This window comes from Streptomyces sp. MH60, from assembly GCF_002939385.1.
Taxonomy (GTDB): Bacteria; Actinomycetota; Actinomycetes; order Streptomycetales; family Streptomycetaceae; genus Streptomyces.
On the sequence record NZ_MULI01000006.1, the window covers coordinates 101,242 to 115,269 of the forward strand.

A 14,028-nucleotide genomic window follows, 5' to 3' on the forward strand; every position below is an offset into this window, starting at 1 on the left:
TTATCCCCTTCCTTCGATCGTGGTGGTGGCCTCCACCTCTCGCAGAGAGTTTGGCGCGTTTTCATAAGCCTCATCCATGTTCGCGACAAGATGCGCGAGATCGCCTAGGACGACCGGGCGAGAGGCCGGACGTGTGACCGTCGACTCGTGGTACAGCAAGACATCACCGACACGGTCTGCGATCTCCCGCCAATGCTCCAACTCCGAGCGAGCATGGTTCTCCGTCTCCGATGACGGTGGACGACGGAGCGACGGCTGCTGGGCAGCACGTTGCTCGAGGATGCCGGGGAGCAGGTCCACCTCGGGGTCCGTGTGGGCGTCGCTCATCTCGTGGGCACGGCAGAACCAACCCCCGTTACTGAGCCGCTGTTGGATCCGCCACCGCTCGTCGACCGCCACGGAACCCGTCACGGTCGGAATCCTCGCCGCCTGGCGGAGAACACTGACCATCACCGGGCCAAGGGCCCTGTCCCTCGCCCGGGGCGCGAAGGGGTTGACGGTGACAGGCTCGACGTGGCGGTAGAGCGTGGCGTGGTAGCCGGTGAAGTACTCGTAGTGGCTGAGGTCCCGCGGGCGCGAGGCCCGGTAGAAGGTGACGACGAGCCCGCCGACACCGCGGCCCACACGGCCGGTGGCCTGGATGTAGGAGGACGTGGTCTTCGGCTGCCCGTGTACGACCATGAGTCCGAGTCTGTCCACGTCGACACCGGTACCGAACATGGAGGTGGCGACGACCGCGTTCGCTGGTTCCCGGCCGGGCTCCAGTCGGACTCCCAGCTCCTCGAGCATGCCCGGGAGCCGCAGGGAGCTGGTGCGGCTGGACAACTCCATCGGTTCCTGCTCGTCCAGAGTGCGAGGTGTCGTGGCGACGCTCCCGAGACGTTGGGGAATGTCCTGACGGGCCAGTGCCACGGCTCCGGCGAGTTCGCGGATAGCGTTGAAGTAGCCCACCAGCGTCCAGAACGGGTCCAACTCCGCTTGTACGACGCCAGCCTCGAGTCGGTCGCGGGGTGTCTGGAGTAGACGCGACCACATCCGGACGATGGGTGTCTGTGCTCCTCGTCCGGGGGCGACCACCCCGACGTACAGACGACCCGCCTCCTGCGCGTCGAGGGGGTGCGAGGAACCGGTCGAGGAGAAGAACGTCTCCTCAGCACGGAGGCCCTGAGGAGGGAAGACCTCCAGGCTCCGGTCGAACAGCGAACGGACCTGCTCCTCCGCCCTCCGGACGGTCGCGGTGGAGGCGACGTACTTCGGCCTGACAGTGTTCTCGCCGTCATGCACCGTGGAGAGTAGGTCGATGCCAGCCTCGTAGAGACCGACCATGCTGCCCAGAGGGCCTTCGATGAGATGCAGTTCGTCCTGCAACACGAGGTCGGGTGGGCGGAATCCACCGACGGGAACGTCGTCCCCAGACGTCACCGCCTCACGGGCGTTTCGTGGGAGTGTCGCCGGCCCTGCCGGAGGTGCCCAGTCCCGGTAGTAGCCCAGGTGTTCGTTGAGCCTGTCGACGTTGCCGAACAACGCACCGGCTCTCGGTTCGAACGCCAGGCGGGCGAACTTGTCCACCGTCGCCACGACCATCGACGGGCACCTGGCATAGACTTGGTCGTCCACTGTCCACGCCGGGACAGGGCAGTGCGTCGAAGAGCCGTCGCCCCGGTCGAAGGCCGGCGGCACAGGCCAGGCACCGACCTCGGTCGCCTCGGACCAAGCCAGGTCGGAGTTGAGCTGGCACTTCGGGTTCGGGCAGAAGATCTCGAACTCGACGGGCTTCTCGCTTCGTTGCCTGCCCCACTCAACTGTCCGCACGAAGTACCCTGGCCGGCTCGCGCGGGCGGAGACGAGCCAGGACCTGGAACCGAGCAGACGACGTGCATGCCCGTTGAACCATTTGTCGACGCTCTGGTCGGACACGTCCGCAGTGACACTGAACCGAACGGAAACGGTCGCGTACGACGGATCCGGATGACGGGTGACCGTGATCGCGGTCACGTCGAACGGCTCTTCCGACAGCTGCGGCGCCGCGTCCGGGCCCAGAGCTGGGTCCGGGTCGCCCACCACGAAGTGCAGCACACCCCTGTCGCCCTCGCGCAGGCCCTCCGGGGGGATCGCCAGTGTCGACCTACAGGCCGGACAGTTCAGGATCTGCGCCGGGTCACCTTCGCCTTCTTCCCCCTCCAGGATCGAGATGGCTCCGTGGGCCGTGATGATCCTGTTGTTCGCGTCACGGTATTCGAGGTCCTGCAGGTTGTTCGGGGTCACGTTGCCGCCCACCCACAGTCCGACCGAGAACCTGGTGGAGCCCCACGGCGCGTCACCGAGATCCTCCCACCCGGACGGCCGCCAGCCACGCTGTCCGGGCAACCCGCTGACCCTGAGGAGCTCGCACGCCGTCACCATCGCGAGCGCCCTCCTGTACTGCTGAATCGTGAGGAGCCGAAGTGTGTACCGGGAAAGGACGGTCACTCCTGCTCCTCCCCCGTGCTCCTGCCCTCGCTGGGCACGAAGCCGCCGAAGCGCGAGGGTGAACGCAGCGAGTCCGAGGTAAGCCTCGGTCTTGCCTCCACCGGTCGGGAACCAGAGCAGGTCACACACGTCCCGGTCCTCGTGGGCGTCGTCGACGATTCCCCGAAGGTTGACCAGCTGGAACGCGAGTTGGAACGGCCACCAGCGGTTGACCCTCCCCTTGGTCCACTGCGACTGGACGGCAATCGCCTGGTTGGCGAAGCAGAACGCGAGTAGGGCGTCGCGGTCCCCTGCCAACAGCTCGATCCCGTCGCGGATCCGATCCAGCGCGCGTCGGCACCCGGAGAGGTGTCGTTGGGCCGGCGTACCTGGCGCATGGGCTTCAACGCTGCGGGCCTGGCCCTCGATCCAGCGTTCGTAGGCGTCCGCGAGCGGCTCCAACCTCAGGCGGAGTACGGCACCATCCGTGATCTGGGCCAGTTCCACCGGGTCCAGCTCAGGTGGTTCTCCCGCGTCGGCCGGCCAGCCCTTGTCCGGAGCGTTGACGGGAACCACAGGAACGAACTCGGACCGGACGTCGGCCGGTTCGAACTCGGCCACCGTCCCGTCGTCGAACAGGTGACGCCCGTCGGACCACCTGAACGGGGGCCTGGTTCCTTCCAACCCTCCCGGATGCGGGCGCTCCGGGTCGACCCGGCGCCAGACGGCGGAGCAGAGGTGCCCCCGGGCGAGGACGGGACGGTCCTCGTAGAGCAGCGCCAGGCTCTCGTCCTCCTCGTCCTGCGCCAAGTGCTGGTGTTCCAGTGGAACCAGCTCGGCTCCGTCCCGGCAACGCAGACGTACCTGCGGCTGGAACACGTGGTCCGACGGGGAGAGGCGGTCTGATTCCACAGCGCTCTGGTTGACCATGAACACCGAGATCTTCCATACGCCGCCGGAGTCCCTTCGGCTACGGACCCTCGCCACAATCCCTGCATCCGCGGGGTCGCTCAGCGTGTTGTCGACGGAACAGTCCACGTCGCGCCAGACAGCACCGTGTGGCTCCCGGCTCCATTCCCCGTTGGTCTCCTTGCGGTACCTGGCCCACGTACAGCAGATGTCGAGGCGTGGCCTGTCAGGGGCGCTGACCGCCAGGGACAGGCCAATCGACGACGGCCTGGCGCGAGGGTCGAGTGCCAGCGACGGAAAGCCCGCGGCGGCGGGCTGATGTCCTGACACGGACTCGCCTGGATCAAGATCGTCATCACCGCCCGACACCTCGTCGCCGACAAGCTCTTGGTCCGAGTCGACCTCGACCGAAGGAGATGAGAACGGAGCGAGGACACCGACGATGTACTCGTCAAGCGGATCCTCGTCGCCCCCCAGCCTCTCGATCGGCCCTCCCCGGGGGCCAAGGATCTCAGCTACGAGATCCTCGACAAGGTGGTCTCGCTCACTCATCGGGGTGCTCCTTCTCGCTTCGTTCCTCTTGGGGGGACCCAAGCACGAACGCGGCTGCACCGAGTTCGTCCGGCTGCTCGGTCTGGTCCGCAAGCCGCAACGTGCATCCGAGGAGAGAAGCCGTCACGGCCTGCCGCTGGGCCTGCCAGCTGGTGAACGCCTCGTTCGCGGAGGTGCTCAGGTCGTTCGAGCTGAACAGCGTCCGAAGATCGCGTCCTGCCAAGACACCCCCTGACGATCAACTGGGGACAATGTATGTCACCTTGACGGTCGTGTGGCAGGCCCACGTCCAGGCAACGCGGTGTACGTCCGCAACTCCACTTGGTTCAGGCCCCGTTCTTGCGTCTACACCGACGAGCTCCCTCGCAGAGGCAGGCCGACAACGCGGCATAGCCGTATCCTCCGGTCGATTGTCCGACTGTTGACGTTGGGGAGGACGGGGAGGCGAATGAGGGACCTGAAACTTGTTCCGACTGGATGCCGATGGCCGGGACGTCGAGCCGCGCGGCTCGACGGTGGCTCTGGAGGTGGAGCTTCAGCACCGTATCGAGGCCAGCATGAAAGCCATGCTCGGCACCCGCTTCCTCGCCTCCGAGTATCCGACGGGGCCTTGGCACCTGGGTGCGCGCGATGGGCTCAGGCAGTTCACGAATATGCAGTAGAGGCCCCAACCACCAGGGCGGTTTCTAGGGGTTGTCGCAACACGTGGTCGTGTTGATCAGGCCGCGAGCAGTTTATGCAGGCGCTCGGCTGGGGTCTCCCAGTCGAGCGTTTTGCGTGGGCGGCCGTTGAGTTCGGCGGCGAGGTGCTCGCGTTCGTGGGCCGAGAGGTCGGTGCCTTTCGGGAAGTGCTAACGGAGCAGGCCGTTGGTGTTTTCGTTGGAGCCGCGTTGCCAGGGGCTGGCAGGGTCGCAGAAGTAGACCGGGATGCCGGTGTCGATGGTGAACGCGCCGTGGCTGGCCATTTCCGAGCCCTGGTCTCAGGTCAGGGAGCGCCGGAGGTGTGACGGCAGGGTCTGGACAGTGGTGACCAGTGCGTCCCGGACGCTTTCGGCGCTGTGGTCGCCGGGCAGGTGCAGCAGCATGACGTAGCGGGTCGCGCGTTCGACCAGGGTGCCGATGGCCGACTTCCCGTCCTTGCCGATGATGAGGTCGCCCTTCCAGTGCCCGGGGACCGCCCGGTCCTCGGCTTCGGCCGGGCGCTCGCTGATCATGACCATCGGGGTGGCGAATCTGGGCTGGCGCTGCTGGGCCTGGCGGCGGGGTCTGCGCCGGGCGCGGCCGGTGCGCAGGGCTCGGGCCAGCTCGCGGCGTAGTTCCCCGCGCCCCTGAACGTAGAGGGCCTGGTAGACCGTCTCGTGGACCACGTGCATCTCCGGCCGGTCGGGAAACTGTGTCCGCAGAGCCTGGCAGATCTGCTCCGAGCTCCACCGAAGGTCCAGGCGGTTCTGGATGTAGCCCCTCAGCTCCGGGTTCTGGCCGATCCTGCTGGGCTTGGGGCGGGGCCGGCGAACCTGGGCCCGGGCGTGGGCGGCGTGCGAGCGGTACTGGCCGTTGCCCGGGTGCCGGTTGCGGCGGATATCGCGGCTGATCGTGGACGGGCTGCGGCCCAGCTCCGCGGCGATAGCCCGGACCGTGGCCTTCTCCCGCAGCCGGTCGGCTATGTGGATGCGGTCGGCCTCGCCCAGGTAGCGGGACGGACCCGACGAAGGCGGCACCTCCCGGTAGATCGGAGGCGCCGCCTTCTCGCGGCCTTCGTGGGCGTGGCGGCCGTTGCGCCACTTCTTGCCGGTCCGGACATCGATACCGACGATCCGGCAGGCTTCCTTGCTGTTGTAGCCCTGCTGCCATGAGCTGGAAGTATGCCGCACGCTCAGCGGTCAGCCTCTTCCGTCCCTGCGGCTTCCGGTCCTTGCGGATCTCGAAGTCCATCGCACCCCTTGAGCTGGGGTGTTGCAAAAACCGCTAGAACCCAAGCAGGTCGGAGGCGCTTTCTGATCTAAAGTCGCCGGTGGTGACGGGCGAGTCGGGCTGTACACCGGGTTCTGTCGCCCAACCAAGGACAAGAGCACCAATCTCGGCCGATCAGGTAGCGCGATTCACCGCTTGACCTTCCAGCCATGCCTCTACCTCCGGCCAGCGGTAGCGCAAATAGCGGCCGACCTTGTGGGCTCGCGGCCCCTGGTGTCGGTGATTCCATATGTAGACCGTATTCAGAGGTATGCCCAGGAAGTCGGCCAGCTCCTCCGCGCTCATCAGGGGACAACGGTCCCCTGCGCCACTGGCGGCTTCTTCCGCACGGGCAGTGGTTCGACGCATGGGCACTCCAAAACGGTTCGAAGCAGGCAGGAAAGAACCACGTGAGCGGACCCCGCTGTGGTGGTGAGCGGAACGTTTGCATTGAATTACGGCCGAACCAAACAGAGGGCCTTTCGACGAAACGCCTACGAGTCTTGCGAACTCTCGAAGGACACAGGCGAATCTTCGCTGAGGGTTCGTCGAGCCCTCGTCGAACCCTCAGCGAGCATTCGTCTAGGTGAAATCTTCTCTACCACCCTGCGCCCTTTGTCGCGAAGACCCCAAGAATGCATTTGACATCTTCAGCTCTCCTGGATCAAGATCCAATTCCCACAGGGCGCTGTGAACGGGCAGACAATCTCGCCGTCGACGCTGGCCCTGATTCAAAAGAGTCCACAAATGGACTCAAGGGGCCGTTGGAAACTAGGAGTTGAGTCGATGCCGTACGACCGCTGGCACAAGTCGCGCCCGAAAGACGGGGAGTCGCCCTGCAAGGAACACGGCAAAGTTCCGACGCGGGATCACGGGACGGGGAAGCGGTGGCAGGCTCGATGGCGCAACCGGGAAGATGTCCAGCAGACGGAGCTGTTCCGCACCGAGGTCGAAGCCCGCAGGCATGAGACCAAGATGCGGTCCGGAGTGGACGACGGTTCATATGTCAACCCTCGCGCCGGAGAGGTCAGGGTCGGCGAACTCGCCCTTACGTGGCTCAAGGGGCACGAACACAAGAATCCACGAACTTACCGACGCCACAAGGAGCGAATTTTCCTGCACGTCGTTCCTACCACAGTCGGGAAAATGCGCGTAAAGGACGTGAACGCCTCATCTTTGCTGGACTGGCTGCACGACCGTCGCAGGCTGCTCGAAAGTTCCACACTGCGCCTGGTCTTCGACAACCTTCGGGCTGTCTTTGACCTGGCCGTGGACGACAGCCTGATACACAAAAATCCGTGCCTCGCCAAATCGGTGCAGGACGCCAAGCCGAAGCGAGGAGGTGGCGGCCGGGCAGAGCTGACCCTGACATGGGAGGACACCGAGAAGATCCGTGCCGAACTTCCCGACCGCTACAAAGCGCTCGTCGACTGTGGTCGCGGCCTGGGTCTTCGGCAAGGAGAGATATTCGGCCTGTCACCAGAAGATATCGACTGGGCACATCCGGACGGCGCCATGGTCCACGTGCAACGGCAGGTAGTCCACGACGGCTCGTTCCTCGTATACGCCCTCCCCAAGGGCGGAGACGACGAGGACCCGAAGGACCGGTGGGTTGAGCTGACCGACGACGTGGCCATCCCCCTGCGCGAGCACATGCAGAAGTACCCGCCGGTCGAGGTGACCCGACCGTGGGGCAGCAAAGGCGGCGACCCGGTCACGGTGCGGCTGATCTTCTACACCCGGGAGAAGACCGCCATTCAGTCGAATTGGTTCAACTCCTACCGCTGGAAGCCCGCCCTGGCGTCGGCCGGCCTCATCAAGCCCCTTGAATCCAACGCGAAGGGACGACGTTGGGAGAAGTCCCGCGACGTGATGATGCACGCGCTCCGACACCTGTACGCGTCGATGATGATCAGCGGCGGTGTAGACGTGTACACGCTCGCGGACCGACTCGGACACGCCGATCCCGCGTTCACCCTGCGTAAGTACGTGCACCGGGTCGCGGGAGCCGGTTCCAAGGTCCGCATCGCGGTCCGGAGCGCCTACACCCGGGCCGCGTGACTCCTGCACCGTTCGGCTTGTGCAACAACCGTGCAAGACGATCTTCAAGGAGGGTTGTTTTCGCAGGTCAGAAGCTTTGTCCATGAGTTCCGGGACATCTGAAAGCACTAGGGAAAGTCGACGTGAATCCCTCCTGGCCTGTACTCGTGCAAGCCAGAAGGGGATTCCGCCGAAGGACCGACGACAAAGCCGTCGCCGCCTACGGGCTAGACGACGCCACCATCACCGCTCGGCACTCCCGGGCCCTGGAGCGGGCGGACGTCCTCGCGGCCCGTCTCATCGACGCTCGCGGTGGTCTGCCGCTCGACCAGATCAGCGGGCCGGACTTTCCTGGGACTTCCCGCCGCATCAGCCAGCACGAGCGTGAAAGAACCGAAAGAACATTCACGCAGGTCGACGGCCTACGGCAGACAGACGCCACAGGTGGAAAGATCTCGGCCCACTCTGACGACAAGGGCGAAGAAGGTACCAGGACGTCTTCCCGCTATCCGAGAGCGTCGCGGTGGGCATCGGTATCGGTCGCCGCCAGCACCGCGATCCGAGTCCGGGTGGGATCGAGCACGGCGAAAGCCAGGTCCGAGGTGTCGTGGTGGAACCAGTCCGTGAACGCCATGAACCGCAACCACCGGTGACCCGCCGCGCGCCGCACCGCTTCCAAGAGGGGTAGACCGGTGGGCAGCCCCATGAGCGCGTAGAGACTCTCCCAGGCATACAGCCTCGCGTACGCACCGCCCTGCCCCTGGCCGTTCACTCCGCCGAGGTACGAAGCCGAGAACAGTTCGTTGAGCACATCGTCGGGTGTTGTCACGCAGGCGAGCGCGCTCCCCGGGCGGCTACCCTCACCCGCCAGACAGCGCAAGGACAGTTCTTTGATGAAGGAGATGCCGAAGTCGCCGGGGCTGAGCGGGCTCGGCAGCGTGAAGAACCGTGCCTCGGGCTCACGGGCCCATCCGCCGGCACGGAACGGTCGGGCGGCCGCGTTCGCCCGACCGTCGTCTCGAGCATCCCTGGCACCGCAGCCGGCGACCGCACCGCCGTCAGTCGAGGGAGCCTCGGGGAAACGCGACCGGAGCTGCTTCGCGGTCTTGACCGACCCCAGTCCCCGGACGCGGACGGCGAACCGGTGCTCGATGTCCAGCCGCGTCCTGGGCAGCCGAGCCAGTGGGTGCCCCAGCTCACGCAGCCTGTCGGCGTACGCCTCCAGAGAACGACGACCACCCCCTGAACCGATCAGTGCCAGCTCTCCGAGAAGACAGGCCCGTAGCTCGACTGCCGGACCCGGAACCCCGTCCGGCAACTCGGCGAACAAGGGCTCAATGTCGCGCAGGTGCTGAGACCTGACCAGCTTCGCAGCCACGGAACGCAGCAATCGATCACCTTCGCCGGGGGACATGCCCCCGTCGGGCAACAGCCGACTCACGAGGTCCGCCGCAAACATCACACAGTCCCGCGAACGCGTGTCGGCGAGGGTCTCGGCGATCCGCACGACGGTCCGCGCCACGGAGGCTCCAGGGGGCCCTTCGCCGACCGTGCACAGCCGCACCGCCGCCTCGTACATTGCTTCCGGTCCGAGCTCGGCCAGATGCTGCGACTCCTCCCGGCCATGCCGATCGGAACAGCTGTCGCCAGGCGTCTCTTGGTTGTGGCTCACGCCCCGAGTCTACGAGCAGGTGATCAAGTAACTTTGCTGATGCACACGTGCCTTCTGGATCAGCTTGACGTGCTCGGGACCCCCGCCGAGGAATTCTGCGAGCTCCTGCGCCAGATAGGTCTTGCCCGGTCCGGGAGGACCGTAGAAGATCACCTGCCGTTCGTCCCAGAGCAGGTCGCGGACCTCGTTCAGCCATGCGAGGTCGTGGACGTTCAGCCTCTTGCGCAACGCCTTGTCAGGCTGAGGGGAGGCCGGATCGCGGCGGGCGACGATGGCCTGAACCCGCATGAACGCGAGGCCGTGGGGGGCGTGGTGGCGCCTCTGGGGCCTGGGGCGCACGGGGTGCGACGCAGGCGGCGACGATGTTGGCGACCGGGTCGGTGATGGAGTCCTTCGTGCCCTTGACGTGGTAGGTGTCGAAGGTGGGCTGGATCGTCTGGAGCAGGCCCTTGGAGGGAATGCCGTTCTGGGCGTTGACGTCCCAGTTGTTCTGCGCCATCGGGTTGCCGGACGACTCGCGCATGATGTTGCGGTGCAGGCCCTCGTAGGTGCCCGGGATGTTCTTGGCGTCCATGACGTCCAGGGCGGTGCGGATCCAGCCGTCGAGGTCGTCGCCGTGCTTCTTCTTGCCGGCCTTGACGATGGCCTCGATCTTGTCGGTCTGGGCCTGCGTCTGCGCGGTGGAGGCCTTGGCCGGCTCGGCGGCGTGTGCCGGGCTCGGGGCGAGGGTGAGGGTGACGGCGGCGGCGCCCGCGGCGGCGAGGGAGGCCACGGCGGACTTGCGGAAGCTGGGGCGGCGCATGAGGGCGTGCACGGGTGTACCTCTCCATTCGGGAACGTGATGGGGAGGCCGACGGGGGGTCGGCGACGCGGTGTCCGCGTTGGACGCGGCTTCGCGTCATCAGGGCCGGTGTCTGGATCACGGACGGGCTCTTCCCGTCCGGTCCCGGCGCTCGGCTCCCCGGTACGCCGAACACACTGCGGAACGCTCCGGCGTCGCGACAAGTGGGTGACCTACTACGCCGCTTCGCAGACCGGCCGTGTGACGGGCCCGGACGGCTGGCGCCCACGCGGCGCGCGGCCGTCCGGCGTCTACTAACCCCGGCCCCGTGTGACGTGCGCCCTGTGCGCGCCCTCACAGAGCCGGTCACCCAACGGTCGCCCCTCGTTACCCTGCGAAGACGGGCATCTCGCTCAATGCAACAACACAGTCACCCTTCGGGGCCGCCGGGGAGGCAGCGTCCCGTACCGGGCGAGGTGGCGCACGAGGACGGTCGTGTCGGGGGTGCGCGACCTCGGCGCGGTGGCCCCCGGCAAGCGCGCCGACCTGCTTGTGCTGAACGCTGACCCCGCTGCGGACATCGGCAACCTGCGCGGCCTCAGCGCGCTGATCCTCGACGGCCACCTCGTCGCCGGCGCACGGGCCCGGCGCGACGGCGTTGACCCGCACCTGGGACTCGGCGAATTCCGCCGCCCACGTACGGGTCAGCGATTCCAGCGCCGCCTTGGTGGGCCGCCGACTGCGGCACGTGGTCGTGGCCGTTGGGCTCGGGGAAGGGAATGGCGCCGACGAGCGAGTGGTGGTCCCCGGTGTCGTGCTGCTGCGCGGCGACGCGGGTGACGGTGCAGGCGGTGTGGTGCATCATGCCTCCACGGCACAGTGATTTTCCGGGTCCGTCCAAGATCTATTCGTTCTCGTTCCATGCCTGTCGGCAATGGATCGGCCGCTAGTCTTGCGGCATGGCCGAGCTGGAGACCCGCGAGCTGGAGTACTTCGTCGCCGTCGCCGAGGAACTGCACTTCGGTCGCGCCGCGGCCTGCCTGGCGATCGCGCAGCCTGCCCTGTCCAAAGCGATCCGGCGCTTGGAATCCCGGCTCGGAGTGAAGCTGCTGGAGCGCTCCAGCAGGCACGTCGCCCTCACCCCCGCCGGCGAAGCACTGCTGCACCATGGCCGGCACGCCCTGAACGCTGTCAGCGCTGCCGCCGAGAAGGCCCGCCGGGCCGGTGATCAGCAAGGCCATCTTCGCCTGGTGATCAAACCCGGCGGTGATGCGAACCTCCTGTCCGGCATCCTGGCCGCTTACGCCGGTCGGCCCGACGCCCGCCAGGTGGACATCCTCTTCGGCGGAGCCACCGACCGCGCCGATTACGTCCGCGACGGCCGCGCCGATGTCGCCCTGCTGTACGCGCCGTTCGACGACATGACCGGCCTGGACCACGAAACCCTGGCGGTCGAAGGACGTGTCGCGATCCTGCCGCCGGACCACCGGCTCGCCTCTCGCTCAGAGATCACTCTCGCCGACCTCGCCCAGGAGACCCTGCCGCGCTGGAAGGGCGTGGGCTGGACCGGAGCGCCCGAGGCCAGGCCGGGGCCCGAGGTCACGGACGCGGCCGAAGCCCTGCAAATGATCAGGCTGGGACGCACCGTCGCGATCCTGCCGCGCTCGCTGGCCCAGCCCATGCACCCCGACCTCGTCCACCGGCCCGTAACCGATGCCCCCACCAGTGCACTCGTCCTCGCGTGGGCCCAGGACGACCGGCGCAGCCAGGTCGCCTCCTTCGTCGCCGCCGCTGTAGGTGCCGCAGGGGCGACTTGAGGAAGCGGTTGACTCGTACCGGTTCCGCCAGTTCGGCGTCCACCGGAGACTGGGCGGAGGCTTGTAGAGGGGACTTGCACGATGACGAACGACGCCGACCCGGTACTCGACGACCCGGTGGGTCGGTCGCTCGGCGGTCGGCACGCACATCTCGCACGTCGGCTCGGCCGAGCGGCCACCTACCTCGCAGACGTAGCGACCTTCTCCTCCGTGTCCACCGACCCGGACGCGAGGGACTGGGCAGACCTCGCCGAACTGCTCGGTCCCGGCGCCTTCGCCGACATGTTCGACTGCCCGGCCCTCCCTCCGTCGGACTGGGAGCCGGTCTTCAGCCTCGAAGGCCGTCAGATGATCTGGCCCGGGGGCGGCCTCCCCGACCGACCGGGATCCCAGGCCGCCGCCCGCGTGGTCGAACTGGACGCGGACGACGTACCCGAGATGCTCGACCTCGTCGCGCGGACCGAGCCGGGGCCCTTCTGGCCGCGCACCCGCGAACTCGGCGCCTACCTGGGTGTCCGAGTGGGCGGCACCCTGGTGGCGATGGCCGGGGAACGCCTGCGCCCTCCGGGATGGACCGAGATCAGCGCCGTCTGCACCGCCCCCGGCGCCCGCGGCCAAGGTCACGCGGCCCGTCTCGTCGGCACCCTCGCCGCCCGCATCCTGGCCCGCGGCGAACGGCCCTTCCTGCACGTGGCCGAGACGAACACCGGCGCGATCGCGCTGTACGAACGGCTCGGCTTCAAGACCCGCAGGCAGGTGACTTTTCGGGGCTTCCGCACTCCCTGACGTCTGACGATTTCGGCGGTGGCGTTACGGCCGCCCGGCACAGGGGACCCGCCGCCCATGACACTCGTACAGGGCACGCACCGCGCACGCGGCTCCCGCCGGGGACCGGCCGCGAGTATCGGCATCGGTGTCGCGGCGGGCCTGACGGCCGCGGCCGGACTCCTGTTCGGCCGCAAGGTGGCCACGATCAGCAAGGTCGGCAAGGGGCACCCGTTCAAGCACCGCGCACTCGACCTGGCGGCCGGCGCCATGCAGCCGAAGTATCCGCTCGACGCGATGAGCACCTACCTCAACGGCTTCCACATGTACGCCGACGACATGGGACGGCAGGTGGAGGCCACGCACTTCTGCATTCACCTCCAGCACGACCTGCACCAGTGCGTGATCTTCGACCGCAACGCGCCCGACGCCCGTCTGATCGGCATCGAGTACATCATCAGCGAGGAACGATTCCGCGGCCTGCCCGAGGACGAGAAGCGGCTGTGGCACAGCCACCATTACGAGGTCAAGTCCGGCAGCCTCACCGCTCCCGGCATCCCCGACCTGGCCGAGCACGCCTACTTCGAGGACCTCGTGACCACATACGGGAAGACCTTCCACACGTGGCAGTACGACCGCGACGACTTCCCGTACGGCATCCCTCAGCTGATGATGGGCTTCACCGGGGACGGACAGGCGTCGGACGAGATGATCCAGGCCCGCGACGACAGGCTCGGCCTCTCGACCGCCCGCAAACGGGAGAACCGGTCGGACATCCCCATGCCGGAAGTGGCACCCGGCGCCAACGTCTGGGAAAGCGGCCGGACGGTGCAGACCCGCATCGAGGAGAGGGACTTCAAGCGCTGACCCCCGCGTGGAGGAGGGTGGAGGCGATCCCGGGGCCCCGGCGCGGAGACGCTGGAAGGTCACCCGGACGCGCCGCCGAGCGTCGCCTTTCGCCCGTTCGCGCGACGTTCCGGCGCTTTTCATACCGGGCCACGACCGGACCGGTGTGAATTCTTGATTGGGTAAGGATCGCAGGAATCGTTCACTCGACTGCCGCGCATCCGACGGAGTAGGCAGACGTTACTTCGG

Annotated in this window: 12 protein-coding genes and 1 pseudogene; 5 read left to right on the forward strand and 8 right to left on the reverse strand. The window is 67.2% G+C overall.

Annotated elements, in window-relative coordinates; all coding sequences use genetic code 11:
- Nucleotides 1–3,909, reverse strand: coding sequence for a DISARM system helicase DrmA (gene drmA, locus BZZ08_RS06815; RefSeq protein ID WP_104631219.1), 3,909 nt, complete (start codon nucleotides 3,907–3,909; stop codon nucleotides 1–3).
- Nucleotides 3,902–4,132 carry a hypothetical protein gene (locus tag BZZ08_RS06820; protein WP_104631220.1) on the reverse strand — a complete coding sequence of 77 codons (231 nt, stop codon included), beginning with the start codon at nucleotides 4,130–4,132 and terminating at the stop codon, nucleotides 3,902–3,904. Before BZZ08_RS06820 ends, drmA begins: the two co-directional genes overlap by 8 nt.
- Before the next feature lie 241 nt (nucleotides 4,133–4,373).
- On the opposite strand from BZZ08_RS06820, the gene BZZ08_RS06825 reads away from it, so the two are divergent.
- Entirely contained in the window at nucleotides 4,374–4,571 is a 198-nt protein-coding gene (locus BZZ08_RS06825; RefSeq protein WP_104631221.1) for a hypothetical protein, read from the forward strand.
- A gap of 56 nt (nucleotides 4,572–4,627) precedes the next feature.
- Here BZZ08_RS06825 and BZZ08_RS06830 read toward each other — a convergent pair.
- Together BZZ08_RS06830 and BZZ08_RS06835 are read right to left on the reverse strand one after the other, a co-directional pair.
- Nucleotides 4,628–5,840 (reverse strand): annotated as a pseudogene (locus BZZ08_RS06830) (IS30 family transposase).
- Between the two features lie 153 nt (nucleotides 5,841–5,993).
- Entirely contained in the window at nucleotides 5,994–6,227 is a 234-nt protein-coding gene (locus tag BZZ08_RS06835) for a helix-turn-helix transcriptional regulator (protein WP_104631222.1), read from the reverse strand.
- Between the two features lie 417 nt (nucleotides 6,228–6,644).
- Here BZZ08_RS06835 and BZZ08_RS06840 point away from each other — a divergent pair, with 417 nt between their 5' ends.
- Nucleotides 6,645–7,919: a tyrosine-type recombinase/integrase gene (locus BZZ08_RS06840; protein WP_104631223.1), complete on the forward strand. Its 1,275-nt coding sequence runs from the start codon at nucleotides 6,645–6,647 to the stop codon at nucleotides 7,917–7,919.
- Nucleotides 7,920–8,403: 484 nt separating this feature from the next.
- On the opposite strand, the gene BZZ08_RS06845 is transcribed toward BZZ08_RS06840, so the two are convergent.
- From BZZ08_RS06845 to BZZ08_RS40080, 4 genes are all read right to left on the reverse strand, one after another.
- Nucleotides 8,404–9,570 (reverse strand): DUF6183 family protein, encoded by a 1,167-nt coding sequence (locus BZZ08_RS06845; RefSeq protein ID WP_104631224.1) that lies wholly within the window; start codon nucleotides 9,568–9,570, stop codon nucleotides 8,404–8,406.
- Nucleotides 9,571–9,579: 9 nt separating this feature from the next.
- Nucleotides 9,580–9,858: an AAA family ATPase gene (locus BZZ08_RS06850; protein WP_342210965.1), complete on the reverse strand. Its 279-nt coding sequence runs from the start codon at nucleotides 9,856–9,858 to the stop codon at nucleotides 9,580–9,582.
- The gene (locus tag BZZ08_RS06855; protein ID WP_342210966.1) at nucleotides 9,806–10,384 is read right to left on the reverse strand and encodes a transglycosylase SLT domain-containing protein; all 579 of its coding nucleotides are present in this window, start codon (nucleotides 10,382–10,384) and stop codon (nucleotides 9,806–9,808) included. Before BZZ08_RS06855 ends, BZZ08_RS06850 begins: the two co-directional genes overlap by 53 nt.
- A gap of 354 nt (nucleotides 10,385–10,738) precedes the next feature.
- A complete protein-coding gene (locus tag BZZ08_RS40080) occupies nucleotides 10,739–11,068 on the reverse strand; it encodes an SDR family oxidoreductase (protein WP_446750239.1) in 330 nt (109 codons plus the stop codon).
- Nucleotides 11,069–11,310: 242 nt separating this feature from the next.
- Here BZZ08_RS40080 and BZZ08_RS06865 point away from each other — a divergent pair, with 242 nt between their 5' ends.
- From BZZ08_RS06865 to BZZ08_RS06875, 3 genes are all read left to right on the forward strand, one after another.
- Nucleotides 11,311–12,168 carry a LysR family transcriptional regulator gene (locus tag BZZ08_RS06865; protein ID WP_104631225.1) on the forward strand — a complete coding sequence of 286 codons (858 nt, stop codon included), beginning with the start codon at nucleotides 11,311–11,313 and terminating at the stop codon, nucleotides 12,166–12,168.
- An 81-nt stretch (nucleotides 12,169–12,249) separates the two neighbouring features.
- Nucleotides 12,250–12,954, forward strand: a complete 705-nt coding sequence (locus tag BZZ08_RS06870) for a GNAT family N-acetyltransferase (RefSeq protein ID WP_104631226.1) — start codon at nucleotides 12,250–12,252, stop codon at nucleotides 12,952–12,954.
- Between the two features lie 57 nt (nucleotides 12,955–13,011).
- Complete coding sequence (locus BZZ08_RS06875; RefSeq protein WP_104631227.1) at nucleotides 13,012–13,800, forward strand: OBAP family protein; 789 nt, start codon at nucleotides 13,012–13,014, stop codon at nucleotides 13,798–13,800.
- The last annotated feature ends 228 nt before the right edge of the window (nucleotides 13,801–14,028 follow it).

Excerpts from the sequence above, each read along its gene's own strand:
- drmA (WP_104631219.1), bottom strand. The coding sequence starts at position 3,909 with ATGAGTGAGCGAGACCACCTTGTCGAGGATCTCGTAGCTGAGATCCTT.
- BZZ08_RS06865 (WP_104631225.1), top strand. The coding sequence starts at position 11,311 with ATGGCCGAGCTGGAGACCCGCGAGCTGGAGTACTTCGTCGCCGTCGCC.
- BZZ08_RS06835 (WP_104631222.1), bottom strand. The coding sequence starts at position 6,227 with ATGCGTCGAACCACTGCCCGTGCGGAAGAAGCCGCCAGTGGCGCAGGG.
- BZZ08_RS06850 (WP_342210965.1), bottom strand. The coding sequence starts at position 9,858 with ATGCGGGTTCAGGCCATCGTCGCCCGCCGCGATCCGGCCTCCCCTCAG.
- BZZ08_RS06840 (WP_104631223.1), top strand. The coding sequence starts at position 6,645 with ATGCCGTACGACCGCTGGCACAAGTCGCGCCCGAAAGACGGGGAGTCG.
- BZZ08_RS06875 (WP_104631227.1), top strand. The coding sequence starts at position 13,012 with ATGACACTCGTACAGGGCACGCACCGCGCACGCGGCTCCCGCCGGGGA.
- BZZ08_RS06870 (WP_104631226.1), top strand. The coding sequence starts at position 12,250 with ATGACGAACGACGCCGACCCGGTACTCGACGACCCGGTGGGTCGGTCG.